Origin of the sequence: Sporosarcina koreensis (assembly GCF_042655825.1) — a bacterium.
GTDB classification, from domain to species: Bacteria; Bacillota; Bacilli; order Bacillales_A; family Planococcaceae; genus Sporosarcina; species Sporosarcina koreensis.
Map to the genome: position 1 here is coordinate 274062 of NZ_JBHSNP010000029.1, position 25974 is coordinate 300035.

A 25974-nucleotide genomic window follows, 5' to 3' on the forward strand; every position below is an offset into this window, starting at 1 on the left:
GACAGCCTTTTGCGTTTTAGTAGGTCGTCAGTTTCAATAATTCCTGAAGGCGGTAGATGCCGCGCTGGAAAAATGTGAAGCTGTCCTGGAACTCCTCGAAATCGAGTGTGTAAAGGGCGTCTTCATTAGTCCAAAGCCGATTGAAATAGTCATCGATCTCCTTGGACAGCTCGCTGTCATTCGGCGCGATGACCCTTAGATTCGCTTCGAGATTGTAATTGTTCAACGTCCGGTCGGTCAAGTTCGCGGAGCCGTTTGTAATATACGTTTCCTGCTTCGTCTGGACGACGACAAGCTTCGTATGGTATTGGCCGACAACCGTGTTGTACCAGCGGACATCGAGCTTACCGTCCGTCTCCTCCATCATCTTCTGTAGGACGGGACGATTCGGAAGGCCCGACTTCTCATTGCCGAACGAGTTTTCATTCGGATCCAAAATCATTTGGATGTGGACGCCTCGATTTGACGCATCGACAATCGCTTGCACAATATCGGGCATCGCAATGAAAAACATGCCCATCCGGATCGAATCCCCTTCCTGGGCCGCCGCAATATCGCCGAGCAGCGCATCGTGGATCTTCTTTTCCGTCAAATATTGGACTGCGTAATCGCCGTCGTGGACCTCTTCAACTTTTGCACGCGGCAACGAACCGCCATTCGTATAGCGGACGACCGCTTCTTCCGCCTCCAAAATATCATTCAATACGCTCCCCTTCACCTTCAACGCGACATTGCCATGAAGACCGCTCGCGTCATGCGGATTGCCTGATGTCACGATTGCCGATTTGTCCGTCACGACCGTCTTCCGATGGTTCGCCTTCACATTGAGAAGGATCAAATACGACCGCAACGTCATTTTCGGCGCTTTGCTCGACATCGCATTCGCAATCCAGCCGTCCTTTTCAAAATTGACCCAGCGGAAAATGGTCCGGTATAGGCCCGAATAGATCGGCGTCGAGTCCCGCAGTTGATCGAGATCGGTATAAACAACTTCGATGCCGGCGTCCTCAAGCCGGCTGAACCATTTCGATTCATAGGAGCCATACCCCGTGTTGAGGGGATCGGTAATGTAGATGATAGCCATTTCCGGATTCTCTTTTTTCTTTTGAATCAATTTCTCCGTCAATGTCTCCGCGATCTTCGGAAAGTCGAAATCTTCATCCGTGTAGTGATCCATGAGGAAGAAATCGAGGACGATGAACTCTTCCGCCTCGTCGATCATGTTGTAGATTTCATCGAAAATGTTGAGCTCATGCTCCATGCCGTCCCCTTTTTTATTTTGGGCGTACGTCAGATCAGTGAGCATTTCAACGTCGTCGGTCCAACGGATGTCACCTGCGAAGTTGACACCTTCCGGAAGCGGTTTATATGTATGCCAGGTAATGACCCCGACGTATAGGAATAAAAATAGCAGGATGGCCATAAGGACAATCCATTTCGGCCGCACCCATTTTCTCGTTTTCTTCATTCAATCAACCCCGTATTCTACTTGCCTATTCAAATTCCCCTAATTTGCTGGATACAAACTATGTTGTGAAAAATAAAAATGCCCCTATTAATAGAGGCATTCATACAGATATTTAATTAAGCAGTGACATATTCTCTCACTGTTGTGTCGTCCATCATTAATTCCTTCAAGTATTTTTTCGCGCGGAACAGACGGGATTTCACTGTTCCGATCGATACTTTCATCAAATCCGCGATTTCGATCAATGAATACTGATAGACGTAGAAGTATTCGATCGTTGTCCGGTAAATACCGTCCAATTGGCCGATCTTCTGCTGCACCATGAGCTGGATGTCGTTTTGCTCGATCATTTCGCCAGGTGTCGGATTGTCGCTGGGAACCAAATCTAAGATCGGAACGTCCAATGTTTCAGGTTGGTGCATAACGTGCTTGCTTCTTCTGACATCTTTCCGGTAACGATCGCGGAATGTGTTCATGCAGATTGTCGTCAGCCAAGCTTTCATGCGGTCCACACTGTCCATTTTCCCGCTGTAGCGGACAACTTTGACCCATACGTCTTGCATCAGGTCTTCGGCTTCCTCTTTATTGCGTGTTAGTTTTAAACATAAATGATATATGTATCGGCCATATTCTTCATATAGCTCATTCAAGTCGATTTTCATGCGATAACTCCTCCGTTTTGTAACTGTTGTCCTCATTATCAATGAATCCTCCATTACAAACTATCGACTTGTCTTTCACTAAACTTACAAAGTTGTAAGTTTCACGCATAAAAACACCCCGCATTCATTCTGCGGGGCGATCATTTTCCTGATCATGCCTTTTCGTGATCTTCATCTTGATGATCCGGCTGCGATCCATTTCCTCGATTTCGAAGTACAGGTTTTCGTATGTAAAACGTTCCCCTTCCTCGGGTACATGACCGAGCTCTTGCATGACGAATCCGCCGATTGTTTCATGCTCGGTCTCCAATTCGACGTCAAGCAGATCGATGGCATCGACAATTTCAAGGCGTCCATGACAGATGAGCAGTTCCTCGTTCTTTTCATAGACGAGCACTTCTTCATCAAAGTCGGTTTCATCCTCGATATCCTGCCCGATCATCTCCTCGATGATATCCTCATGTGTCACGATACCGAGCGTTCCGCCATATTCATCGAGCACGATGGCCATATGTTTTTTATGCGCAAGCATCAGTTTGAACACTTTTTCGACGCTTGCTGTCTGGACGACGAATAAAGGCTCTTCGTCCATCAAGTCCGCAAGCTTCTTTTCAGGATTCATGGACCACTCGATCAGCGTCTTCGAATAGAAAATCCCGACGATCCGGTCGATGCTTTCCTCGTATACTGGATAACGTGTATAGAAGTATTCCAAAATCGTATCGCGCACTTCTTCGTATGTCGATTCGATCGGCAGTCCGATAACGTCGGTGCGGTGTGTTTCCATTACATCGGAGACGTCTTTTTCAGGGAAATCGAGTACGCCTTTCAACCGGAGCGACTCCTCCTGCTCGAATGTCCCTTCCGTCGAGGCGATATCCACCATGGAACGGAGCTCTTCCTTCGTCAACGTCGCTTCCGTCACAGCACCTTTCGAGATGATGCGGATGAAGATGTTCGTGAATAAAGATAGGAGAATCGTCAGCGGCGTCAGCAATTTGACGAATATCGAAATTGTCGGCGCAACGACATAAGCGATCCGATCGGCAAATGTCGCTGCAATCGTCTTCGGCAACACTTCCCCGAACACAATGAGCACGACCGTCAAAATCGCTGTCATGACTCCCACTTTCAAGCCCCGATCGATTGCAATCATCGTGACGATTGTCGGCATCATTATATTTGCTACGTTGTTTCCAATCAGAATGGCCGTGATCATTTTGTCCGGCTTAGAAATCAAGTCTCTGAGCTTGATCGATTTTGGATCGCCTTGTTCGGCACGAAGCTGGACTTTCATGCGGTTGACCGCGGTCAGTGCCGTCTCACTCCCCGAAAGGAAGAACGACATAAGTAAAAAGAACCCAAGTGCTATAAACAAAAGCTATTCCTCCCGGAGTTTCTGTACTTCCACAGTTCGTTCATTTAGCAACTTTTACATATCATATCATACTGGTAGCAAATTCGTCCTTTTGAATAACTTGATTCCGTAATGACATGCTATACTATTTTTATTCACGAAATAATTTTGAAATGAGGGGTTCGTTTTGAGTAATTTGGAAAAGCTTGACGCTTATTTCACATCCAAACGGGAAGAGCATTTGGAGCAATTAAAAGATTTTCTTCGTATTCCGAGCATCAGCGCGTTGTCTGAGCATAAGCCGGATATGCAGAAAGCGGCTGAATGGTTAAAGGATTCATTCCAACAAGCGGGCTTGGAAAACCTGTCAATCGATGAGACAGCTGGCCATCCGGTCGTCTATGGGGACTGGCTGCACGCAGAAGGAAAACCCACGATTCTTTTCTACGGCCATTACGACGTCCAGCCTGTCGATCCGTTGAACTTGTGGGAAAGCGGTCCGTTCGATCCCGAAGTCCGGGACAATAAATTATATGCGCGCGGGTCAAGCGATGACAAAGGACAAGTGTTCATGCATATCAAAGCGGTAGAGGCGCTTATGAATGAAAACGGCAGTCTGCCGGTGAACGTCAAATTCATCATTGAAGGCGAAGAGGAAGTCGGCAGTCCGAACCTTGAGAAGTATATCGAGGAAAATAAAGAGAAATTGGCCGCCGATATTATCGTCATTTCCGACACAGGCATGTACGGACCAGGAAAGCCTGCGATCTGCTACGGATTACGGGGGCTTGCGGGCATCCAAATCGACGTCAAAGGCGCGAAAGGCGACTTGCATTCAGGCATTTACGGCGGCGGCGTGCAAAACCCGATCCATGCGATTTCCGAAATCCTTGCATCGTTCCATGATCAAGAAGGAACAATTGCGGTCGACGGATTTTATGAAGATGTGCGCCCGTTAGCCGACGAAGAGCGCGCGGCTTATGAAGCACTCAACTTCGATGAAGAGGCATTGAAAGAGGAAATCGGTGTCGGCGAGCTGTTCGGGGAAAAAGGCTATTCGTATTTGGAGCGGACATGGACACGTCCTACGCTAGAAGTGAATGGCGTCTTCGGCGGCTTTTCAGGGGAAGGAATCAAAACCGTATTGCCGTCGGAAGCTGGCGCGAAAATTACTTGCCGTCTCGTTCCGGATCAAGATCCTGAAGATATCGTGAGAAAATTAAAAGCCCATATCGAAAAGCATAAACCTGCCGGCGTCACTGTGACGGTGAGCGAGTTCGATAAAGGAAAGCCTTTCATTACACCTTTCGACCACCCAGCTATCCAGGCTGCAGGAAAGTCGTATGAGAAAGTATATGATGTGCCGACCGCATTCACGCGCATGGGCGGCTCGATCCCGATCGTAGCAGCGTTCGATGAAATTTTGAACTTGCCGGTCGTCCTCATGGGCTTCGGACTTTCCAGCGAGAATTTCCACGCGCCTAACGAGCATTTCCATTTGGAGAACTTCGACAAAGGCTTGCGTGTCATCGGAGATTATTATTCCGAGCTTGCGGAGTTTTCGAAGGATGATTTGAAGAAGTGAGAATACAAAAAAGAACTGTCTCAGAAAGTCATTTGCCGACTTTCTGGACAGTTCTTTTTCTTATTCCTCTTTCTGTTCGTCTTCCATGCCATAAAACGTGACAAGATCTTCAAGCGGCGTGCGCACACGATTTTTTGGAATGTCATCGTAATAGCCGAACTGCAGCATGCTCATGATCCGCTCGCCCGGCTTCACGCCAAGCTCTTCGCGGAATTTCGGATTGTCGATGAATGGCGGCGTTTTCCAGCATGTACCGATTCCTTGGTCCCATGCGAGGAGCATCGCATTTTGGATCAACGCGCTAGCCGCAGCATAGTCCTCCAGCCGTTCCTTCTGTCGTACATCCTCTTTGACGACGACGAAAACGACGGCGCCAGGAGCGCGGAATTTCTTCATTTGCTTTTCCAAATCCTCTTCGGACAGCTCTTTCCACTTCGGCACGCCATATTCCTTTAAGACATCCTGAAACTTTACATATTCCTGGTTGGCTGCGACGATGAAACGCCAAGGATTACGCAATCCATGGTTCGGTGCCCATCTGGCATCTTCCAAAACGGACAATATATTTTCAAGATCGACCGGCTGCCCATTGAAATTCTTTACCGAGCGACGTCCGATGATCGCTTCTCTTACCGAAAGTGCCTGTTCATTCATAACTATGAGCTCTCCTTTGTATCGTACTGTCGACCATTATACACGAAAAGAAGGCGACTGTGGAAATCCCCATCATTTTCAACGTCATTCCAATAATTTCAACCAATTAGTATTCCGCAAGATTACTTTCTATAGTATAGTAATGAAAGAAGCGAATGTTTAGAAAAGGATGACTGAAAAATGACGAAGAAGCCGATAGCATGGATAACTGACAGCACTGCTTATATTCCAGATGAATTGAAAAACCACCCTGATTTCTTTTCGATTCCGTTAAATATACATTTCGGGGAAAAGCAATTTGTTGACGGTGTCGACCTGACACCAGCCCAATTATATGAAAATATTAAGAACGCTACAGAATTCCCGAAGACGTCCCAACCTTCTGCCGGTGAGTTCGCCGAGCAATTCAAGAAAATAGCGGAAGACTATGAGGAAGCGATTGCTATCCATGTTTCTGCCGAGTTGAGCGGAACCCTCGCTTCATCCATGGCAGGAGCGGAAATCGCGGGCTTCCCTATTACGTTCATCGATTCGCTGTCCGTTTCCTACGGCATTACCGGGTTGATTGAAAAAGGGATGGAACTGCAAAATGCGGGAGCATCCGTACCGGAAATCAAAGAACAGCTTGAAAAAATGGCGGGAACATTGAAGAACTATATTTACATCGGCCAATTGGAGCAGTTGTACAAAGGCGGCCGGATGAGCGGCGTCCAGTTCTTCCTCGGCAGCCTATTGAAAGTGAAGCCGATCATCCAAATTACGACAGACGGGAAATTGGAAGCGATCGAGAAAGTACGTTCCGAAAAGAAAGCACTTCAATATTTGGTCGATAAAGTGGCGGAAGGCCATCCGAGAGGCAAAGGGAAAGTCTATCTGATGGAAGGCAATGTGCCAGAGCAGGCAGCGGAATTAAAAGCGATGATCCTCAATCAAGTGCCGGGCCTCACCGTCGAAATCGGCGACATCAGCTCCACACTCGCTGTTCATGCAGGCGAAGGGACGATTGCGGTGTTGTGGTATTGAATTAATTCGGAAGAATGGACCTTAAGGGCGAAAGAATGGGCCTTGGACGCGAAAGAACGGACCTCTATGGTGAAAGAATGGACCCTGAACGCGATAGAACGGACCCTGAGGACGGAAGAATGGACCTTAGACGCGAAAGAATGGTCCCTTGCTAAAAAACTAAACTTTTGAAAGAAGACGGCTACCTTGTTAAAGGCGCCGTCTTTTGTTCATGAAAACTGATCATTGATTTTAAAGAAGACATACTTTGCGTTTTCCCGCCATGCATAGGAATCTTTGTAGTCCCACGTCCTATGGTAGGCGTCGTACGTATGGGCATTGACGAGCGGCGTCGTGCCGTCCTTCGCCGTAACGATCGTCGTATGGTCAAACCGTCCGTCCCCTTGGAAGTCATAGCAAATGACATCGCCGAGATCGAGCTCTTCTGGCGAGCCGACTTGCCGTGCCGTCAAACCTTTCGTAGACCCCGATAAATACCAACGGATCGAATGCGCTACCGACCAACTAAAGCTCCATGTCCCCCCTTGCACCCACCAGCCCCGCGCCCGGTTCGGATACCCGTGCATCGGCGCCCCGCCCGCGCGCAGACACTGCGAAATGAAACTCGTACAGTCGACATCGAACGATGGATATGCAGGATTCCTCTTATCCCACCATTCATCCGCATACCGCACCGCCGCTTCCCGGTTATACACTTTTCATGAACACCCCCGTATTCCCATCTTATGAAAACAGGTGGGGTGCCATGCATTCTTGCCCCTCCCCTTCCCCCGTTTAGCGAAGTGTCTACGGGGTAGTAGAGTAATACAGTTAGTGAACGGGAGGGAGACAGATGAAAAGATCAACTACACTTACAATCGGATTCTTATTTCTCATATCCTTAGGGGTCATTGTCCTGTTGGCGAACCAGCTGAAGATCGATAAATCCCTCATGCAGGAAGGATCAGGATCATCTGCGCCGGAAGAGAAGAGCGGGGAGATTGCGTATAACCCCCCTTCCTTGGACGATGTACCTGAAGGCCCCATGGGTGATGCAATTTTAAGAGGACGCGAGTTAATAAATGATACGTCCAACGCAATACGCGCGAAGGCATCTTCAGTGGAGGACGGGGAAAATCTTGTTAATGAATTAGCGTGTATAAGCTGCCATGCGGGTGACGGTCTTGACCGAGACACCTCTTCCCTCGTCGGTGTTGCAGCCGTTTATCCTCAATATAATGAGAGGGCTGACAAAGTCCTTACTCTCGAAGATCGTATTAACGGATGCATGGTGCGCAGCATGAACGGTCAGCCATTTGAAGAAGACGATGAGGATCTCAATGCGATGGTCGCTTATTTGTCGTACATTTCTGAAGGGATTCCGATAGGTGCAGAGCTTGAATGGCTCGGCAAAAACGATATGAAGGACGTCCCTGTTCCAGACGTGGAGAATGGCGAGAGAGTGTTCCAACAATCATGTGTCGCCTGCCATGCATCAGACGGATCGGGCACCGGACCGAATACTGGACCAGCGCTTTGGGGAGAAGGTTCCTATAACGACGGTGCTGGGATGGCGCGCATGTCCAAAAATGCCGGGTTCATTAAAAACAATATGCCGCTCGGACAACCGAATTCATTGACGGACCAAGAAGCCGCTGACCTTGCCGCTTTCATCCTCTCCCAAGACCGCCCCGAGTGGAAAGGCCACGATGACGACTGGCCGAACGGAAATCGCCCGACGGACGTCATGACGAAGGAACTTCGCGATCAAGTGAAAGAAGGAACGATTGATTGGGAGAAAGTGCTCGGGAAGGATAATTGATTGAAATGATCATTGCCCTCACGAATTTGTGGAGGGCAATTTTTTGTTGGTACATTGGTGATAGGGGCGGCTTGCTTTGGACGTGCGACGGCTAGTTTTGCCGACGGTGTTAGTTCCTTTCCACGCCTTATTGTCAATTAATGAATTGCGTCAATAACCGATTAAACTTATCGCGTTCTTCCCAAAAAGCACCATGGCCACTATATTTAAACGGGACTAGCTGCGAATTGGGGATTAATTGATTCAGTTCCTTTGCTTGTGAAAATGGAATGACTTTGTCATGAATACCGTGAATAATTAATGTCGGGTCAACTATTTTTGGAAGGTCTTCGTACAAATTCACTTCTCTTAATAGTTTTATTATCGCAGCGGTTGACCATCCTGCAGCCTGCATTCCCATTTGAAAAAACCAATCCGAGAAGTGGCGAGTTATATACTGAAAGAAAAAACCATCTATTACTTCTTGCATCATTTTAGGGCGGTCATTTAACGTTTGCGCAAGGTATCGATCAGCTGTTTCTGCTGTAAAGCCGGTGGGAGCTGCCGCATCAACAAGGACTAGCTGAGATACTCCGTAACCTCCATATCTAGTCATGTATCGAATCGCAATAGATCCACCTGTCGAATGACCCACAAGCGCAAAATTTTTCAGTTGAAGCGCTCCAACAACAGAACGGATATCATCAGCCAGTCTATCTAACGTATAGCCACCGAATGGTTTATCCGAATTTCCGAAGCCTCTCCAGTCTATGCCGATACAGCGATACCCCATTGATGGAAGGACATTAAACTGATATTCGAACTGTTTATGACTCAATGGCCAGCCATGTATAAAAACAATGGTCTTTTTGCCTTCTGGATTAAGATCTTCAACATACAGATTTACACCAGACTCTACATTAATAAAATATCCGATAACGATTCCTCCGTTGTTATAATGGCTTCGCCTATAAGATATTCAATTTTGAAGACATACGTGATTACCTGCCGTTTCAAAAAAAAAAGAAACCCCGTCAAATATTATTTTGACAAAGGTTCCTAATGACAATTAATTACAAGGTTTCTTAAACTAACCTCCCATTTAGTTGAACAAGAAAACAGAGCCGTCTAAGCAGCTCCGATCTTTAAGTAAAGCAGGATATTCGCTAACCGAAATAGTTGAGCAACACATTATTCAAATAGATGTTACACCATCCGAGTTTGTTTTAAAGTTTGCGCTATCAGGCAGAAGCAAGAGATATCTTATTTTTAAGTAACTCCCATTTCTTAGAATTTCATTTTTTAGCAGGAGGTAGTTGAAGTATACCCTCTTCTAGGTAGCCTTCAGAAAAAACATCATATTTTTCATACGTGAATGTACCGTCGTCATTGGCTTTAATAGACGTGATTTCTTCATTGACTGCTAGATCTTCGAATACTGGCATAACGGTATTATCCTCTAGGTTCATTTCATAAAGTTGACCGCCTTTGGTCACGGTACCATGAGCGAAACCAACAATCACAAAGAGGCGGTTTTCATCAATCCATTCTACATATTTAGGGGTATTTTGAGCAACACTGTTATCTTTGAGTTTATATATGGTTGATTTGTTTGTTTTCAGGTTTTCTATAACAAGTAACGCTTCCCCTTCTTCAATTGCATTTTCACCTTTTCCATAAATTGTTGCTCGTTGTAAACCATCGGGAGATGTTTTCCAGCCCGAATGGTAACTAGCATCTGCTATCTCATAGTTCGCCCCTACCTCTATTTCAAAAAGTTCGTTGTATACAATATCATTTTCTCTGTCCCATAATTTCAGATAATAAATTGGAAATCGTTTCATATTGTTGAGTAGAGATTTCATTAAAGTTTTCTCCAATTATCAACTTATCACTTGTAATTGAAATTGCTCCGGTCGGATAATAACCCTTATTTTGTATATAAATATTATATAAAGCTGGTGGATCATTCTCAAGCTTCTGCTGAGGCTTAGAAGATACTTCGTTTAACCAATCGGCTATTAATCCTATTGTTACTCTATCTTCAATCGTAATCGATTTACTTGCAATATCAATAACCATCTTTTCAACTTCAGATTCATTAACCATCTTTTCAACTTCAGATTGTTTAACAAACATGCTTGAATTGTTGTTGACATGAGGATTCTCAATGGAATCCCATAATAAAACTGCACCAAATATACAAAAAACAATAACAGCCATAGATGTTGAAAAATACGTCCAATTAATTGCTTTTTTCTTTGGCTCAGCTATTTTTTGACGAGTATTCAACATTATTCGTTTTTTATTTTCTACTGTATTTTGTAGCCGTTTCATTCGGTAATTAGTCATGTAACAATACCTCCCACTCGATATGCTCTAAACTCGTTCTTAACGTCTCTTTACCGCTTCTCAACCGTGATTTAACGGTATTTTCAGAAATAGATAATAACGAAGCGATTTCTTTTATCGACATATTTTCAAGATAATAATAAATAATCGCCTCCCGTTTTTTGATAGGCAGTGATAGGATTGCTTCATCAAGCAAATCTGTTTCATCAGACTGAATTAGAACATCTTTATGAGAGTAGTGTTTTTGTGTTAACTTTTTTTGAACGATTATTTTACGATAAGACCAACTTCTTAAATAATCTTTACAACAATTAATGGTCATTTTTGATAAATAAGCCTTTAAGTTTCCCTGTTCTTCATAATGAGATGAATGGTAAAATTTCACGAATGTATCTTGTATGATATCTTCAGACACTTGTATATCTTTCGTATAGTAATAAGCAATTCGAAATAATAGATCTGTGTATTGGTCCATTATTTCTTCTAACAATTGTTCTTTATTCACGAGTCATTCCCCCTTTCATAAGTATAAACGAGGCTCAAAGATCAAAGGTTCATTTTTCGAAATAAAACTTCAATTTCATTATTCAACAAAAATCGGCCGCCATATAAAAAGCAGCCGATTCATTACTGACAGACAATTCAACATCTTATTAGTATATTTCCTATCTGCGGTCATTTTTGAAGCATTTCGAAGGGATATTGTCAGGGTGACTAGGAAAAAATTGCTCACCTGCCAAAGCCAGTTAGTCCGCAGCATGCCAACGAATAATCTACGTGGAAATTCCACTTACCAAGTTATCAATATAGTAACACAGGGATGTCTGTGCATCGATCACGCTAATGCAAGAGTGAAAAGATGAGATTTCTGTAAAGTGATACGTGATAAAATTTTTAAGCACACAACCAGGTATAACCCTGATCTGTTTAGAACGAGGTTGAGATTGGTGGATTAATTTCCCAATACCTTCAGCAACCAAAATAATAGAGTACTTAAAAATCACTTTTCCATTTCCTCATTAGAATAAGCATCCTTTAAAACTTTTCCTTGTATATCTTCAGGTAATTAAGTTCTGGTATGAGTCTCCTGCTCTGTTTTCATTTTAATGATTGTCCCTAAATTCGTTGCTTCTACATTAACCTTTTGATACCTACTAATAAACGTGACCATACATTTATTTCCTTCAACACATTCAAAAGAAACCATCTCTAGATATTGTCGAGCCTGATCTATTAGATGTGCAACATTCTCTTTAAGCCAAAGTAGATAAAAAGATTGAGAAGTACGGTATCAAACGAGTAAGTGGAGATGAAGCCGATTCCTTAATTACTCCAATGGCAGGAATCCCCACGACTGAGGTGAGCGTGAATAAACCTACTGTTTATTCATCTTCACAAGGATATTTTATTTCAGCCAGTATCGCCTGGAAACGAGATTCTTGGAATGAACCTTACTGGTTGAAACATAAAAGTAGTCTTGGATCTGCTGTTGGTGGAGAAGATGGTCTAGGTATATACTTCGGAGATCCTACTAATATCGAAATATCAACATCTTCCTTTTACACAGCTGATAACTTCAACAAAGTATATAACCAAAATATAACTCCTTCAAAAAGTGAGCCGCGCGGGGTTTATTACAGAGCTCAAGATCACATTTATACTAGTTTAGCTTATGAATATACATGGGATAAAGCTTATATAACTGTCTGGCCAAATTTCAAAGGAAGAGTTAACACTACTGCTCGTACTCACTTTACACATACATGGTCAAGTGCTAGTATCAGTGGCGTTACTGTTTCTAGTTCAGGATTTAGTGTTTCAATCACGAATTCCAATTATGCATATGATGGAGTATCAACAACTGGAACAGCTATAACATACTAAACAATCACGTCGTGACAACTCTAAAATAAAATCCTATTCCAAAATGGAGTAGGATTTTTCTATTCTACAAAGAATACCAAGAAACTTGTTACTTTTCACAAAAATAATAGAAACTGACGAACCATCTGAACGATTTCAAATATATTCTCCAAGTCGCCGAGTCCCAGGAATGGATGGCATGCGGTTCTTTCTCAAACAATTTCTCTAAATAGATCCTTGTCGTTTCAAGCTTAAGCTGTGAAGCTTAATACTGTAACCAATTGCAAGTAAGTAGAAAGTTATATTGCTTCTATAAGGATAAGGTTATTTCCTCCAACTCCACTCGTTCTTTATGTCATTTATCATATTATGACTTCATTTATCGTAAAAGATTTACATCATTTTTACAAATACTTGCTTTTCACGTCGTTTTACATCAACAACTTAAAAGATAAAATTAAAAAACCCTTATACATCAAGGGTTCAAGAGGATTTCCTTATGATGGAGCATACCGGGTTCGAACCGGTGACCTTCACACTGCCAGCGTGACACTCTCCCAGCTGAGCTAATGCCCCGTATATCTGATACAATATAGATTATAACATGTCATATAAAAAAGACAATAGATGATTGGGGGAGATCTCCTTGCAGCATGCTGAGAAAGAACTGAAGGATACGGTGTTTCTGTGCGATTCGAAAGGGATGCTGAATCCTGAAGCGATTGGATTCGCCCGCCGTCCGTTCATTATAAGCAATTTAAAAGGCCATTTCATGCGGAAGAAGAAATGGAATTATTGGTGTGTGTTCGGCGAGGACCTTCTATTTTCCGCGACAATCAGCCATTTGGATTATGCGGCTGTTTGCTTCGTCTATTTGCTCGATTATGAGACGCAGCGCTTCTATGAGAAGCAGGTTGTGCTGCCTGTCGGGCGGAAAGTGAAGATGCCGGAAGACGTGCTCGGCAGCGTGAAATTCGTCAATGAGCGGATGTCCGTCCAGCTTGTCCATATGCAAGGAGAAACCCATCTATCTGTGACAATACCCGATTTTGATAATGAAGTGCTGCATGCCGATCTGCATATTACGCATCCGGACGGGGACGATTCGTTGAACGTTGTCATCCCGCGCAACCGGGACCGATTCCAGTTCACCGCGAAGCATCATACATTGCCGACTGCAGGATTCGTGAAGATCGGGAATAGACGTTATAATTTCAATCCAGATTACAGCTTTGCCGTTTTGGATTTTGGACGCGGAGTTTGGCCTCGAGAGGCGGAGTGGAACTGGGCGATGGCGTCTCAGCGTTTAGGCGGACGCCGTATCGGATTAAATTTCGGTGGGAAATGGACGGACGGCACGGGCATGACGGAAAACGCTGTGTTCGTTGACGGCGTCATGACGAAGCTGCATGAAGATGTCATTTTCACGTATGACAAGGACAATTACATGGATCCTTGGCATATCGGGACAAAGTTTTCCGATCATGTAAACCTGACATTTTCCCCTTTCTTTGAACGGGTTGCGAAGACGAATGCGCAGCTCGTCCAAACGAACGTCAACCAACTCGTCGGCTATTTCAACGGCCGCGTCAAGCTGCACGACGGCTCGACGCTCAGAATCCGGCAAATGCTCGGCTGCGCGGAAGACCACCGCGCAAAATGGTAATGTAAACAACCGGCGAAAGCGCCGGTTGTTTTTCATGTGCAAACATAGTGTTTACCACCGATTCTCGGCACTTTACCACCGATTCGGACTAGTTTACCACCGACTCGGCTGAAATTGTCCATTTCAGGGCGCCCTAAAATAGGTTATCACTGGTTAACAGCACTTTATCACCGCTCGGGCACTGGTTATCACCACTCGCACCATGTTTATCACCGCATAAATAACTTTTATCACCACTCAGACGGAGTTTATCACCACTTGTCCCCTTTTCAAGCGATTGCATGTGGACAGTCCCCGCTCCCTTCGAAACGGCCATTGTGTTTAATTTCGTAGAATGAAGGAAATTACTGAACAGAAGACTACAACAGGAGGTTTGCAATCATGAGAGATACGATGAAGATCGTCATGCTCTTTTTAGCTGCCGTGCTCGTCTTGAGCGCGTGCGGGAATTCGAGCAAGAATGCGGATAATCCTAAGCGGGAAGATGCGACGATTATGTATGAAAATGAAAAAGAAGGCGGCACTATGAATACAGGGGGCGGGTATGGCTTCAATAAGTTCGATTTGGAGATTGATGTCGATGGGAAAGATGTCATCGACGTGGAATATGAAGTCGCGAAAAATCATAGAGCCAAGTATGTGAATAAATTGGCGGGCTTGAATTTGAAGGCTCAGGAAGCTTTCAATGAACTAGATCCGCTTTTCGTGAAATTTGCGACGAAAAAGAGTTTATCGGAAAAAGACGTCAAGGAGAATATTATGGAGTGGTTTGGCGTAGACACGTATACGAAGTTCGATTTGGAAATCGACTTTGATGACGGTACAAAAATGGTTATTGAAGATCATAAATGATTCCCGGTTCTGCCGGGGTGTGAATTGGAACAGGCGGAGGAAAAATTCCCCGCCTGTTTTTATGCGCTCAAATCTTCGAATCCTTCAGCATCGTGTAGTAAACCCCTTGTTTTTCGATCAATTCCTCTTGGGTGCCGGATTCGATGAGCTTCCCTTGGCCCATGACGTAGACGGTGTCGGCTTTCCGGACCGTGTTCAATCTGTGGGCGATGACGAAACTCGTCCTGCCTTGCATCAATCGTTCCAATGCTTCCTGGATTTGCAGTTCCGTGACGGTGTCGATGCTGCTTGTAGCTTCATCTAACAACAGTAGTACCGGATCGGCGACGAGTGCCCTTGCGATGGAAAGCAATTGTTTCTGGCCTTGTGAAATTTCTCCTCCATCGGCTGTCAAAACGGTGTTGTAGCCATCTTCAAGCCTTGAAATGAAGCTATGGGCATTCGCCTGTTTCGCCGCCTCGATCACTTCTTCATCAGTAGCGTCAAGCCTACCGTACCGGATATTCTCCATGACAGATGCTTCGAATAGGAACGGATCTTGCAAAACGAATGCCATTTGACTCCGCAGCGTTTGACGCGGCAGCTCTTTGATCGGGATGCCGTCGATTAAAATCTGACCTTTATTCGTTTCGTAGAATCGGGCAAGAAGCTGCATGATTGTCGTCTTCCCTGCACCGGTTGCGCCGACGAATGCAGCGGTTTCACCCGGTTTTACATGGAAGGAGACATCGTCGATCGTATAGCCGTCCGTGTCGACAGCATAACCGAAGGAAACATTTCTGAACTCGACGTCCCCTGCAAGGATCGTGTCTGCATGTTCAGTCGCGTCATCCTGCTCAATCGGCTCATCCATGATTCTGAATACACGTTCCGCCCCGGCAATTGCCGAAAGGACCGTGTTGAACTGGTTGGACAGATCATTGAGCGGCCGCGTGAATTGGCGGGCGTACTCGGAAAAGATGACGATTGTACCGATCGTGACGAGACCATCACTCTTAAGCGCCAACAGGCCACCGACGCCCGCAACGATTGCGAAGGCGGCGTTATTCAGCATGTTCATCACTTTCGGAATGAACCCGGAATACGTCATTGCCCAAAATCCCGTCCGACGAAGACGTTCGCTTTTTTGTGCAAACTCTTCCATGACCCGTTCTTCTTGGGAAAACGCTTTGACGATCCGCTGCCCGGAAATCGTTTCCTCAATCATTCCGTTCAACTCACCGACAGCTTGCTGTTGCTCCTTAAAAAGCAAACCTGTTCGGCGGGTGATCCACCGGATCGCGATAAACATGACGGGTACGATGATCATCGTCAACAATGTCAAAATCGGGCTTAAGTAAAGCATGACAGCCAATGTCCCCGTCAACGTCAAAATACTCGCGAACACTTGGATGAATGAAGAGTTCAACGTCTGGCTGACGTTTTCAATATCATTCGTCAGACGGCTCATCAATTCTCCATGCTGCCGTCTATCGAAAAACGTTACCGGCAGCTTTTGAAGATGTGAAAATAAATTCGTGCGCAATCTAAGGATCGTTTGTTGCGCGATGCCAACCATCCAAAAGCTTTGGAAATAGGTTGATAATGACAGCCCCGCGTAGATTGCAATCAGCAGCCCAATGATGCCCGCCAAACCGTCAAATTGCATCGGGATGATATACTCATCAATGATCTTCCCAATTAGGAGCGGCCCCAATAGCGCGAAACCGGAGCTGAAAAGAACGAGTACAAGCACAGTAATGAGCAAGCCCCGTTGTTCATCAACGAGCTTCCAGATCCTCGATAAAACAGACTTCCAATCCCCTGCCCGTTCCACCTTTTTCCTGCCTGGCCCTTTAATATCTTCCTTCTTAATAATCGGTTCATATCCGAAAGGTTTACGCGTGATCCTCACCATGGATGACCACCTCCTCTTCTGACTGGGATTCAGCAATCTTCCGATACAATTCGGATTCTGCCATCAAGTCTGAATGGGTGCCGTATGCAACAACTTTCCCCTCATCGAGCAGAAGAATCTGATCCGCACCTCTCGCTGTCTGCACTTTTTGCGTAACGACGAGCATTGTCGCAGCTTCTTCTTCCAATGCATCCCATAAGGCGTTTTCCGTTTTAACGTCGAGCGCGCTCGTGCTATCGTCAAGTATGAGAATTGATGGCTTTCGGACAAGTGCACGCGCAATGGAGAGTCGCTGCTTTTGCCCGCCTGATAGATTGACGCCTTTTTGTCCAACACGCGTTCCGTACCTCTGTGGGAATAAATCAATTGATTCATGAATTTGCGCCTTTTTCGCGGCTTCCTCCAACTCATCCGGCGCTGCATCGGCATCCCCCCAGGAGAGGTTCTCGAGAATGGACCCTGTGAAAAGGATCGATTGCTGCGGAACAAGCCCGATCGTGTCACGTAAATCCTTCAACGGCCAATCATTCACTTCGACTCCGCCGACAAAGATCTTCCCTTCGGTCGCTTCGAAAATGCGCGGAATGAGATTCAGAAGAGTGGATTTTCCGGATCCGGTCGCCCCCATAATGGCAAGCTTCTCACCCGCCGCTACATGGAACGACACATTATCCAATATCGGCTCGGACTTTCCTGGATAATTGAACGAAACGTTTTCGAATCGCAGATCTCCTGTAAACCGAGTGAAGCTGGAACTTTCGGATTCATGCTGTTCCAAGTCTTCGTTCGCAAGCAATACTTCCTCCATTCGTTCGGATGACGCTTTGGCCCGGGAGAACGCAACTAGGATCCACGCGAACATTGAAAATGCACCAGTCATCCGCATTGCATAGTTGACGACGGCAACAAGTTCACCGACTTGTGCATTCCCCGTGCGGATTTCAACGGATCCGAACCAAAGGACGGCCATCAAGCTAACGTTCATGACAAACAACAGGACCGGCAAAATCAGCTCCATCATCCGCATCGCTTTAACGGTATCCTTCTTTAATGCATCTGCCACTTTCATGAATCGGCTTGCTTCGTACATTCCACGCAAATACGCTTTTATTAAACGGACCGCTTGTAAATTCTCCTGGATGACGCGGTTGACGCGGTCAAGCCTATGTTGAACGTTGGCGAAGTAGCCGACCCCTTTTCGCGCCATGATGAATAGGAAAATGAACAGGAAAGGCGCACCGATGACAAGATACATAGCAAGTTTTACATTGACGACAAATGCCATTGCCAAACTCCCGATAACTAACAACGGTGCTCGCATCATGACGCGCAAGCCCATGAAGAGGACGTTTTGCGCCATCGTCACGTCGCTCGTCAATCGAGTGATCAATCCCGCTGTCGGGAATCTCAAAAAAGTCGCCATGGAAAATGACTGCACTTGGCGGAATAATGCCTGGCGCAGGTCAAAAGCGAAACTTTGCGCTGCGTGCGCCGCGAAATAGGAATTGATCACACCTGAAAAGAATGCGATAAAAGCCAATCCCATCATGACGCTTCCCCACGTCCAAATGACGCCAACATCTTCCGCCAAAATACCATCGTCGATGATTTTGGCTATCAATAATGGCTGGATCAGCTCGACCGCAAGTTCCGTCAGCATGAGGAACAGGGCAATGAGTATCGGCCATTTGTACGGCTTTGCATAAGAAAAAACTGTTTTCATCGTACCGGACCCCCAAAAACTCTTTCGTATTACGAATTATTTTTATTGTCACCATTATGACACAGAGAGCGGTTTCTGTATAGGGCGTATATTGATTAGTTAGGATGTTCAGACATCTAAAAATCGCATCGGGACGTCTCTTTCTACATGTAATTAATTTCAAAAAGCACTAAAAAACCGGAACCCTCATTAGGATTCCGGTGGTATGCCCTCTTCTTCCTTCGCCTTGCTTCCCGCCACTGAGAGACCTGTGACGCCGAGGAGCATGATTGCGCCGCCGACCATTTGCCAAACGCCCAATACGCTGCCGAACCAGATGACGGAAATGATCATTGCCGTCAGCGGTTCGAAGCTTGAAAGGATGCTCGTTTCGACCGGCGATATATATTTCATGCTTCCGAGGAACAGGAGGAATGCGACCGTTCCGACGATGATGACGAGCAGCAGCATGGCAGACAGCTTCACATCGGCGAGTGCACCGATTTCATTGCCGAACCTCAATATATTCAATAGAAGGAGTGTGAGTCCCCCGATGAGCATCCCCCACCCTACGGAGAGGAGGACGCCCCATTCATTCATCAGCCGGACAGGATACAGCGTGTAAAATGCGAATGTGAATCCGACAGCGAGTCCGAATAGGAGCGCCACTTTCGTCAAAGCGAAGTCGGAAAGCGACCCGTTCGTCAGAAGGAGGAAGAGGCCTGCCATTGTGACAGCCATTCCGATCACTTGGGATGCAGGCGGGCGCTCCTTTTGCCTGATTGAAACGAAAAGGATGATATAGATCGGCGCCAGGAATTGAAACAGCGTTGCGACGACCGCGTTGCTCGTATTGATGGAGCCCGCGAATGTAAATTGAACGCCGAGCATTCCGACGATGCCGAAGATGACCATTTGACGCAGCCATACTTTGTTGCGAAGCGGGCGGGTTATATGTACGCCTTTCATTTTCAAAACGAGAAGGAGTCCGAGTCCTGCAAGCACCAGCCGGATGATGAGCATGAAGGAGACGGACATTTTTCCGGAGTCAAGAATCCATTCCATCATCGGCCCTGTTGCACCCCAAAGCATTGCCCCCAAGATGATCATGAAAATCCCTTTTGCTCTTTCCATATCATTCCACCACCTTTTCTAGTTGTCTAGTAACTTCTTAGATGTGCTTGTTCCGCCACAAAAGATGTACTGTAAATTTACTGAACTTCCTATATAATAAAATACATATGACATCCGAAAGGGGACAAAAAGATGAAATCGGCAAACCAAGTAGACAGAACCGAGCTGCCGCTTGTTATGGACAGTCTCATTGAGTTCTTAATGGTGACCCGTACGGATGGTGAAGGCTTGATCACTTATACGAATCATAACTTCCTAGCTTCAAGCAATTGGACACCAAAACGTATTCTCGGAAAATCCTTTTGGCAAATGTTTTCCGAGGATGAACATAGCCAAACGCAGGCACATGCGATATGGAACCGAGTGACGAACGGGAAATCCTGGTTCGGCAAAGTCGAAAAACTGACCCGGCATGGCGAGCCCTATTACGTCCAGATGATGGCGATCCCCGTACTTGATGCGGAAGGAAAACTTGAGTCCTGCACGTTTTTAGAGCTTGATATTACTGAAGAAGTTGAGCTGAAGGAGAAACTGCAGCAAATCGCCTTCATCGATTTTGAGACCGGACTGATGAGCCGGCACAAATTGGAGACGTTGGTCAATGAATACATTCATGAGGATCGACACTTTTCGTTCGTCTACATAGCAATCGATCACTATTATACACTGAAAGATCTGCAGTCGTATGATTCGGAATCGGTTTTAGTTCAAGAATTTACGAACCGGCTGAAACGATATTTCCAAGGAGACCCAATTGCAAGAATCGGCGTCAGCCAATTTGTCGTATTGACGTCCTTCGGAGATTGGTTTGTCCAAGGGTTCCTGGAATTTTTGAAAGAACAGCCGATCTACGTTGAAAACCATTCATTGCCGTTATCGGTAAGCGGCGGAATCGTCCGCTTCCCGGAGGATCAGCTCTCTTATTCCCATCTGTACAAAGCTGCGTTGGCGGCGACGAAGAATATTACCGAGCAAGGCGGAGGACGCATCGCTTCCTTATCCGCGGAGTCCCACAAAGTGTTGAACCGCCGTTCGCTCATCGACAAGAAGATGCTGACCGCGCTGGATCACAACAGCTTGCAGGTCGTCTATCAGCCGCAACTGGATATTGTGACGGGCAAGGTTCTTGTGTACGAAGCGCTTGTCCGCTGGGAAGACGAGGAAATCGGGCATATCCAGCCGGATGAACTGATTCCGATTGCAGAGGAAAACGGTTTGATCCACGCAATTGGGGCCTACGTGCTTGAGGAGGCGGCAAGACTTGCAGTAAAGCTGACAGCCAATAAGCCGGATATCCGCATTTCCGTCAACTCATCCGTGCGGGAGTTCGGCGAAGCTTCTCAAATGAAGGAAAAACTGATGGGCATTCTTGAAAAGACGAAGTGCCCGGCGGATAAGCTCGAGTTGGAGATCACGGAGAAATTCGCCTTCCAAGCTGAGCAGGAACATGCAATCATCCAACAAATGAAAGCGTTTGAGGAGACGGGCATCCGTTTCATCCTGGATGATTTCGGAACGGGCTATGCCTCTTTCCGGTACATGCAGCAATTGCCGATTTCCAAAGTAAAAATCGATAAAGTGTTCATCAATTCCTTGCTGACGATGCCGAAAACGCGGCAGCTCGTCGAAGGCATGATCCTTTTCGGCAAATCGATGGGCCTTTACGTCATCGCTGAAGGCGTTGAAACCGAGGAGCAATTCGAAGCATTGAAGGAAATGGGCGTCGATGCTGTACAAGGTTATTATATCGGAGCACCTGTAAAAGGTAATGAAATTTCATAAGGAACGGAGCCGCTTCGGTGCGGCTCCGTTTTTGTTTGTGTGATTAATGGAGTCTTTGTGCAAAAGAATGGACCTTGGAACGGGATAAATGGACCCTTACAGGATTTCCACATAAAAAAGAGGGAGCGCAAGGCGCTCCCTCCCCCATACATCATTTCATCTTCAACGTGCCGATCTCCTTGAAGGAGTCGAGCTTGTAGCTTTTGACTTCATCCATCGATAGCGTGAACACGCTGTCCCCGCTGTATACGAGGCGCTGGATCTGCTTCTCCCAGTCTTCGTATTGTTCGCCGGACGCTTTCTTCTTTACCAAATCGCCTTTCAGCACGATTCCGTGTTCAGGGGTAATTTCATAGACGAGCGCTCCTGAACCTTTATAGTCCACTTCGAATTCCTTGGCGCCCTCTTCATAGATGCTCACCGGGAAGCCGAACAGATTTCTCTTTTTATGTTGGAGCAACGCTTTATGGTCGTATTGGAGAGCCGAATACGTACCCCGTCCCCCGATGACTTCCGTGTACTTCTCTTTCGGATTATGAAAATCGGTGACGTCGAACAGCGAGATTTTCATCCCCTTCGTCAAAATCAGCGGCTCGCCTCCCGATGGATTTTTCTGCGCGACTGTGTCATATCCGAAACCGATCAAATGATTTTCATCCAATGGGTGCAAATAATTCGAGAACCCCGGTATCTTCAATTCGCCCAACACTTTCGGCTTTGCTGGATCCGCGACATCGATGACGAAAAGCGGGTCGGTCTCCCTGAACGTCACCATATATGCTTTATCCCCCATGAACCGCGCCGAATAAATGCGTTCCCCTTTCGCCAGGCCATTCACTGAACCGGTCGTCTCCATCTTTTCATTCAAAATATAGAGATGGTTTTTCGAAGGGTTTTTCTGATCCCACATATTCCCCTCCGTCATGACGACCCGGAAATTCCCTTTGTATTCGTCCATCGAAAATTGGTTCAAAATCGTACCGCTCAACTGTGCCGATTGATAAAACTTGACGTCCGTCCCGTCCAGCTTGAATTTGAAGATCTCCGTATCCGCTTTGCCAGGATTCCAGATCAGCGTTTCAATCCCGCGGGAATTTGTGCGCGCTTCATACTTCAAAGCCGTCAAATACAGATGGTTTTTCGTCATGTACATCTGATCGCTGCTTCCGAGAAAGCCTTTCGTTTTGAGCTCGGAAGTTTTCGGCGACGACAGGTCGATTGCCGCGATGACGGAATAGGAAGGGTCCACCGCGCCTGGCAGAATGGAGATATCCTTGAATTCCATGAATTTCTCTTCTTTTTCATTCGAATCAATGATGCGCGGACGCAGTGCATCGCCTTCGATTTCATTCATCGCCCAGAAGTTCGGAAACACATTCGTCACTAGATAAAGCATGCCGTCTGTCTTCCTGGCACTTTTCAAATAGCCTTCCACGCCAATTTCACGGATGAACTCCGGCTTTTCAGGCTTCTCGATGCTGTACAGCCGGACCGTCGTCAAGCTGTTCATCGGCATGATCCGATCCATAGCTGCTGATTTGTCCATGGCATCCGATGGATCCGGATAGCGAATCATTTTTTCCCCGAGTACAACGAGCAAATCGTCATGTAAAAATAACTGGGATGGATAATAGTCGTCATCCGGTTTTATTTCAGCGGCAACTTTCATCTGTTGAGGATTCCGGATATCGACGATCTTCACGGACGTGCCTGCGAAAATGGAGTACAGATATTCGCCATCCGTTTTCACCATATCCGATTCATCGACGCCTTCCACTTGATTATTCGTCGTCGAATGGTCGCCCCCTCCTACCGCGTTTGATGACTCCGAACTCGCGCTATCCATGGAGGCTTTTTCTTCCGCAACTTCGGAATACTTCACTGCAGCGGACTGCTGCATCTTTTTCGCTCTTTCAAAATAAGCTTTCAAATCAGCTTCGGACTTGATCGTTTCGATAGAATCATAGGCGGCAACATTCTCCTTCTTCATGAACATCGCAACCGCCATAACGACCATAACCATCATCAAAGCCACACTGTACCAAATTACCTGTCTCCTCAATTTCATCACCTTTCCTCATCTGCTTCTTTACAAAGTAGACTTGTTGGAAACAATTACGTTTCACATTTCGGAAAAAACATTTTTGCGGATAATTCGAATATGGTAGTCTAGTAGGGCAGGTAAAAAAATATAGGGGGTAAAAAGGGAATGAAAACACTTACTAGATGGTCGAACACCATCATGGAAAGGTATTTGCCAGATCCATACATATTCGTTGCCATTCTGACATTGCTCGTCTTTTTGCTTGGCATCGGCCTGACGGATTCGGGTCCGCTCGATATGACGGTCCACTGGGGAAATGGGTTCTGGGGGCTTCTCGCCTTTACGATGCAGATGGTCATCGTGTTAGTCGCGGGACATGTATTGGCAAGCAGTCCATTTTTCAAGAAGTTATTAAGTACATTGGCAGGATTGGCGAAGTCGCCTGGCACGGCGATTCTACTTGTGACAGTCGTATCGCTTATCGCTTGCTGGATCAACTGGGGATTCGGTCTCGTCATCGGGGCGTTGTTCGCTAAGGAAATCGCCAAAAAAGTGACGACTGTCGATTATCGGCTGTTAATTGCAAGCGCTTACTCAGGTTTCATCATCTGGCATGGAGGGCTTGGCGGATCCATTCCCTTGTCCATCGCAACGGCGGATCATCCGTACGCCAAAATGATGGGTGTCGTTCCAACGTCCGAAACGATTTTTTCAACGTATAATCTATTCATTATCGCAGTCATATTTATAACGTTACCGTTGTTGAACCGTTTCATGATGCCAAAACCGGAGGACACGGTTACCGTCGATCCGAAACTGTTGGAAGATGAAATCGAAGTGGAAGAGGCTGAAGAGAAAACACCTGCAGCGCGGCTTGAAAACAGCGTGATTCTTTCCATGCTGATCGGTGCATTGGGTGTCGTCTATCTTGTGCAGCACTTTGTCACGAAAGGGTTCGACTTGAACCTGAATATCGTCAACTTGATTTTCTTTATTCTAGGTATCATTTTCCATGGCACGCCGAAACGTTTTCTTGCGGCAGTTGCGAATGCTGTGAAGACATCGGGCGGAATCATCATCCAGTTCCCGTTTTACGCAGGGATCATGGGGATGATGGTAGATTCTGAACTAGCGAAAGTCATGTCCCAATGGTTCGTCAGCATTTCAACCGAGGCGACTTTCCCGCTTTTCACATTCTATGCGGCGGGGCTCGTTAACTTCTTCGTTCCGTCAGGCGGCGGGCAGTGGGCTGTACAAGCGCCGGTCATGCTTGATGCGGCGCAAACGCTTGGCGTCAGCTACTCGAAAACTGCGATGGCCATCGCATGGGGCGATGCGTGGACGAATATGATCCAGCCGTTCTGGGCATTGCCTGCACTCGCGATTGCAGGATTGCGCGCGAAAGACATCATGGGCTATTGCGTATTTGTCTTGTTGTTGAGTGGTATTGTCGTGAGTATCGGGCTTTATTTCTTTTAATGAATCAAAAAGCTGGGAGAGCCATTCTCCCAGCTTTTTTCATTCAACCCAACTGTTCAATACACGTTACAATTGCCCGCTTCAAATCTTCATGCGACCAGCTTGGCACCCGGCCGTGTTCGACGGCGAGTTCGTGGGAAGCTGGGATGTGGATGAAACCCGCTTGCATATCGGGACGTTGTTGATTGACGAAATGAAGGACACGGTACATGACATGGTTGCATAAATAGGCGCCGGCCGTATTCGAAATTTCGGCCGGCAGTCCAGCATCCTTCAGCGCATCGACCATTTTCCGGATCGGCATATTCGTGAAATAGCCGTCCGCTCCCTCATCGATAATCGGCTCGTCGACTGGGGCATGGCCGCTATTGTCCTTCGCTCCGTCATTCACATTGATGGCGATCCGTTCGGGCGTGATCTTGAATCGGCCGCCAGATAAACCGAGCGACAGGACCGCATCCGGTTTGACCGCTTCAATATGCGAAATGACGCGGTTCCCCGAAACGCTGAAATCGACCGGCAGCACTTCACTATGGATCCGATATCCCCCGATTTCCTTCCCATGCAATTCTTCAACAATCCGCGCAGTCGGATTGACAGGAAAATTCAAAAATGGCTCAAAGCCGGTTAACAGCAATGTTTTCATTTCCACACATCCCCTTTTCCCCTATTAT

The 25974-nt window shown here is 46.3% G+C and carries 22 protein-coding genes and 1 tRNA gene; 8 read left to right on the forward strand and 15 right to left on the reverse strand.

Annotated features, from left to right (window positions below; genetic code table 11):
* Nucleotides 1-16 precede the first annotated feature (16 nt).
* The 3 genes from ACFPTP_RS17130 to ACFPTP_RS17140 all read right to left on the reverse strand — a co-directional run bounded on the left by ACFPTP_RS17130 (nucleotide 17) and on the right by ACFPTP_RS17140 (nucleotide 3508).
* Nucleotides 17-1468: a phospholipase D family protein gene (locus ACFPTP_RS17130; RefSeq protein WP_381447325.1), complete on the reverse strand. Its 1452-nt coding sequence runs from the start codon at nucleotides 1466-1468 to the stop codon at nucleotides 17-19.
* 116 nt (nucleotides 1469-1584) lie between these two features.
* Nucleotides 1585-2166: an RNA polymerase sigma factor gene (locus tag ACFPTP_RS17135; RefSeq protein ID WP_381447327.1), complete on the reverse strand. Its 582-nt coding sequence runs from the start codon at nucleotides 2164-2166 to the stop codon at nucleotides 1585-1587.
* A gap of 88 nt (nucleotides 2167-2254) precedes the next feature.
* Nucleotides 2255-3508 carry a hemolysin family protein gene (locus tag ACFPTP_RS17140; protein WP_381447328.1) on the reverse strand — a complete coding sequence of 418 codons (1254 nt, stop codon included), beginning with the start codon at nucleotides 3506-3508 and terminating at the stop codon, nucleotides 2255-2257.
* 166 nt (nucleotides 3509-3674) lie between these two features.
* Here ACFPTP_RS17140 and ACFPTP_RS17145 point away from each other — a divergent pair, with 166 nt between their 5' ends.
* Complete coding sequence (locus ACFPTP_RS17145; RefSeq protein WP_381447329.1) at nucleotides 3675-5072, forward strand: dipeptidase; 1398 nt, start codon at nucleotides 3675-3677, stop codon at nucleotides 5070-5072.
* Between the two features lie 60 nt (nucleotides 5073-5132).
* Here the strand turns inward: ACFPTP_RS17145 and ACFPTP_RS17150 are convergent, their stop codons facing one another.
* On the reverse strand, nucleotides 5133-5726 hold the full coding sequence (locus tag ACFPTP_RS17150; protein WP_381447331.1) for a nitroreductase family protein: 594 nt from the start codon (nucleotides 5724-5726) through the stop codon (nucleotides 5133-5135).
* Nucleotides 5727-5906: 180 nt separating this feature from the next.
* Here ACFPTP_RS17150 and ACFPTP_RS17155 point away from each other — a divergent pair, with 180 nt between their 5' ends.
* Nucleotides 5907-6749 (forward strand): DegV family protein, encoded by an 843-nt coding sequence (locus ACFPTP_RS17155; RefSeq protein WP_381447333.1) that lies wholly within the window; start codon nucleotides 5907-5909, stop codon nucleotides 6747-6749.
* A 209-nt stretch (nucleotides 6750-6958) separates the two neighbouring features.
* On the opposite strand, the gene ACFPTP_RS17160 is transcribed toward ACFPTP_RS17155, so the two are convergent.
* Nucleotides 6959-7444, reverse strand: a complete 486-nt coding sequence (locus tag ACFPTP_RS17160) for an amidase domain-containing protein (protein ID WP_381447335.1) — start codon at nucleotides 7442-7444, stop codon at nucleotides 6959-6961.
* A 137-nt stretch (nucleotides 7445-7581) separates the two neighbouring features.
* Between ACFPTP_RS17160 and ACFPTP_RS17165 the strand changes: the two genes are divergently transcribed.
* Entirely contained in the window at nucleotides 7582-8550 is a 969-nt protein-coding gene (locus ACFPTP_RS17165; RefSeq protein ID WP_381447338.1) for a c-type cytochrome, read from the forward strand.
* A gap of 133 nt (nucleotides 8551-8683) precedes the next feature.
* Here ACFPTP_RS17165 and ACFPTP_RS17170 read toward each other — a convergent pair whose 3' ends face one another.
* From ACFPTP_RS17170 to ACFPTP_RS17185, 4 genes are all read right to left on the reverse strand, one after another.
* Nucleotides 8684-9466 carry an alpha/beta fold hydrolase gene (locus ACFPTP_RS17170; protein WP_381447758.1) on the reverse strand — a complete coding sequence of 261 codons (783 nt, stop codon included), beginning with the start codon at nucleotides 9464-9466 and terminating at the stop codon, nucleotides 8684-8686.
* Nucleotides 9467-9824: 358 nt separating this feature from the next.
* A complete protein-coding gene (locus ACFPTP_RS17175; protein ID WP_381447340.1) occupies nucleotides 9825-10394 on the reverse strand; it encodes a DUF4652 domain-containing protein in 570 nt (189 codons plus the stop codon).
* Entirely contained in the window at nucleotides 10324-10881 is a 558-nt protein-coding gene (locus ACFPTP_RS17180; protein ID WP_381447343.1) for a hypothetical protein, read from the reverse strand. The genes ACFPTP_RS17175 and ACFPTP_RS17180 overlap by 71 nt, the downstream gene beginning before the upstream one ends.
* A complete protein-coding gene (locus ACFPTP_RS17185; protein ID WP_381447345.1) occupies nucleotides 10874-11386 on the reverse strand; it encodes a sigma-70 family RNA polymerase sigma factor in 513 nt (170 codons plus the stop codon). Before ACFPTP_RS17185 ends, ACFPTP_RS17180 begins: the two co-directional genes overlap by 8 nt.
* 860 nt (nucleotides 11387-12246) lie before the next feature.
* Between ACFPTP_RS17185 and ACFPTP_RS17190 the strand changes: the two genes are divergently transcribed.
* Nucleotides 12247-12765 (forward strand): hypothetical protein, encoded by a 519-nt coding sequence (locus ACFPTP_RS17190; RefSeq protein WP_381447347.1) that lies wholly within the window; start codon nucleotides 12247-12249, stop codon nucleotides 12763-12765.
* Nucleotides 12766-13247: 482 nt separating this feature from the next.
* Here ACFPTP_RS17190 and ACFPTP_RS17195 read toward each other — a convergent pair.
* A tRNA-Ala gene (locus ACFPTP_RS17195) sits at nucleotides 13248-13320 on the reverse strand.
* A 70-nt stretch (nucleotides 13321-13390) separates the two neighbouring features.
* Here ACFPTP_RS17195 and ACFPTP_RS17200 point away from each other — a divergent pair.
* Together ACFPTP_RS17200 and ACFPTP_RS17205 are read left to right on the forward strand one after the other, a co-directional pair.
* Nucleotides 13391-14410, forward strand: coding sequence for a DUF2804 domain-containing protein (locus tag ACFPTP_RS17200; protein ID WP_465269811.1), 1020 nt, complete (start codon nucleotides 13391-13393; stop codon nucleotides 14408-14410).
* A 381-nt stretch (nucleotides 14411-14791) separates the two neighbouring features.
* On the forward strand, nucleotides 14792-15262 hold the full coding sequence (locus ACFPTP_RS17205) for a YusW family protein (RefSeq protein WP_381447349.1): 471 nt from the start codon (nucleotides 14792-14794) through the stop codon (nucleotides 15260-15262).
* Between the two features lie 67 nt (nucleotides 15263-15329).
* Here the strand turns inward: ACFPTP_RS17205 and ACFPTP_RS17210 are convergent, their stop codons facing one another.
* The 3 genes from ACFPTP_RS17210 to ACFPTP_RS17220 all read right to left on the reverse strand — a co-directional run bounded on the left by ACFPTP_RS17210 (nucleotide 15330) and on the right by ACFPTP_RS17220 (nucleotide 19995).
* Nucleotides 15330-17159 carry an ABC transporter ATP-binding protein gene (locus tag ACFPTP_RS17210; RefSeq protein ID WP_381447352.1) on the reverse strand — a complete coding sequence of 610 codons (1830 nt, stop codon included), beginning with the start codon at nucleotides 17157-17159 and terminating at the stop codon, nucleotides 15330-15332.
* Nucleotides 17140-18882, reverse strand: coding sequence for an ABC transporter ATP-binding protein (locus tag ACFPTP_RS17215; RefSeq protein ID WP_381447354.1), 1743 nt, complete (start codon nucleotides 18880-18882; stop codon nucleotides 17140-17142). Before ACFPTP_RS17215 ends, ACFPTP_RS17210 begins: the two co-directional genes overlap by 20 nt.
* Before the next feature lie 189 nt (nucleotides 18883-19071).
* Nucleotides 19072-19995 (reverse strand): DMT family transporter, encoded by a 924-nt coding sequence (locus ACFPTP_RS17220; protein ID WP_381447357.1) that lies wholly within the window; start codon nucleotides 19993-19995, stop codon nucleotides 19072-19074.
* Between the two features lie 132 nt (nucleotides 19996-20127).
* On the opposite strand from ACFPTP_RS17220, the gene ACFPTP_RS17225 reads away from it, so the two are divergent.
* Nucleotides 20128-21777 (forward strand): sensor domain-containing protein, encoded by a 1650-nt coding sequence (locus tag ACFPTP_RS17225; protein ID WP_381447359.1) that lies wholly within the window; start codon nucleotides 20128-20130, stop codon nucleotides 21775-21777.
* 151 nt (nucleotides 21778-21928) lie between these two features.
* Here the strand turns inward: ACFPTP_RS17225 and ACFPTP_RS17230 are convergent, their stop codons facing one another.
* Nucleotides 21929-23845: a beta-propeller domain-containing protein gene (locus ACFPTP_RS17230; protein ID WP_381447362.1), complete on the reverse strand. Its 1917-nt coding sequence runs from the start codon at nucleotides 23843-23845 to the stop codon at nucleotides 21929-21931.
* A gap of 141 nt (nucleotides 23846-23986) precedes the next feature.
* Between ACFPTP_RS17230 and ACFPTP_RS17235 the strand changes: the two genes are divergently transcribed.
* Nucleotides 23987-25300 (forward strand): short-chain fatty acid transporter, encoded by a 1314-nt coding sequence (locus ACFPTP_RS17235; RefSeq protein WP_381447365.1) that lies wholly within the window; start codon nucleotides 23987-23989, stop codon nucleotides 25298-25300.
* Between the two features lie 43 nt (nucleotides 25301-25343).
* Here ACFPTP_RS17235 and ACFPTP_RS17240 read toward each other — a convergent pair whose 3' ends face one another.
* Entirely contained in the window at nucleotides 25344-25946 is a 603-nt protein-coding gene (locus tag ACFPTP_RS17240) for a pyroglutamyl-peptidase I (RefSeq protein ID WP_381447368.1), read from the reverse strand.
* Between the last annotated feature and the right edge of the window lie 28 nt (nucleotides 25947-25974).

What these genes read in the sequence shown, in the direction of transcription:
- ACFPTP_RS17210 (WP_381447352.1), bottom strand. Translation starts at nt 17,159, where the DNA reads ATGGTGAGGATCACGCGTAAACCTTTCGGATATGAACCGATTATTAAG.
- ACFPTP_RS17130 (WP_381447325.1), bottom strand. Translation starts at nt 1,468, where the DNA reads ATGAAGAAAACGAGAAAATGGGTGCGGCCGAAATGGATTGTCCTTATG.
- ACFPTP_RS17180 (WP_381447343.1), bottom strand. Translation starts at nt 10,881, where the DNA reads ATGACTAATTACCGAATGAAACGGCTACAAAATACAGTAGAAAATAAA.
- ACFPTP_RS17205 (WP_381447349.1), top strand. Translation starts at nt 14,792, where the DNA reads ATGAGAGATACGATGAAGATCGTCATGCTCTTTTTAGCTGCCGTGCTC.
- ACFPTP_RS17235 (WP_381447365.1), top strand. Translation starts at nt 23,987, where the DNA reads ATGAAAACACTTACTAGATGGTCGAACACCATCATGGAAAGGTATTTG.
- ACFPTP_RS17150 (WP_381447331.1), bottom strand. Translation starts at nt 5,726, where the DNA reads ATGAATGAACAGGCACTTTCGGTAAGAGAAGCGATCATCGGACGTCGC.
- ACFPTP_RS17240 (WP_381447368.1), bottom strand. Translation starts at nt 25,946, where the DNA reads ATGAAAACATTGCTGTTAACCGGCTTTGAGCCATTTTTGAATTTTCCT.
- ACFPTP_RS17175 (WP_381447340.1), bottom strand. Translation starts at nt 10,394, where the DNA reads ATGAAATCTCTACTCAACAATATGAAACGATTTCCAATTTATTATCTG.
- ACFPTP_RS17225 (WP_381447359.1), top strand. Translation starts at nt 20,128, where the DNA reads ATGAAATCGGCAAACCAAGTAGACAGAACCGAGCTGCCGCTTGTTATG.
- ACFPTP_RS17215 (WP_381447354.1), bottom strand. Translation starts at nt 18,882, where the DNA reads ATGAAAACAGTTTTTTCTTATGCAAAGCCGTACAAATGGCCGATACTC.
- ACFPTP_RS17165 (WP_381447338.1), top strand. Translation starts at nt 7,582, where the DNA reads ATGAAAAGATCAACTACACTTACAATCGGATTCTTATTTCTCATATCC.
- ACFPTP_RS17220 (WP_381447357.1), bottom strand. Translation starts at nt 19,995, where the DNA reads ATGGAAAGAGCAAAAGGGATTTTCATGATCATCTTGGGGGCAATGCTT.
- ACFPTP_RS17155 (WP_381447333.1), top strand. Translation starts at nt 5,907, where the DNA reads ATGACGAAGAAGCCGATAGCATGGATAACTGACAGCACTGCTTATATT.
- ACFPTP_RS17135 (WP_381447327.1), bottom strand. Translation starts at nt 2,166, where the DNA reads ATGAGGACAACAGTTACAAAACGGAGGAGTTATCGCATGAAAATCGAC.
- ACFPTP_RS17230 (WP_381447362.1), bottom strand. Translation starts at nt 23,845, where the DNA reads ATGAAATTGAGGAGACAGGTAATTTGGTACAGTGTGGCTTTGATGATG.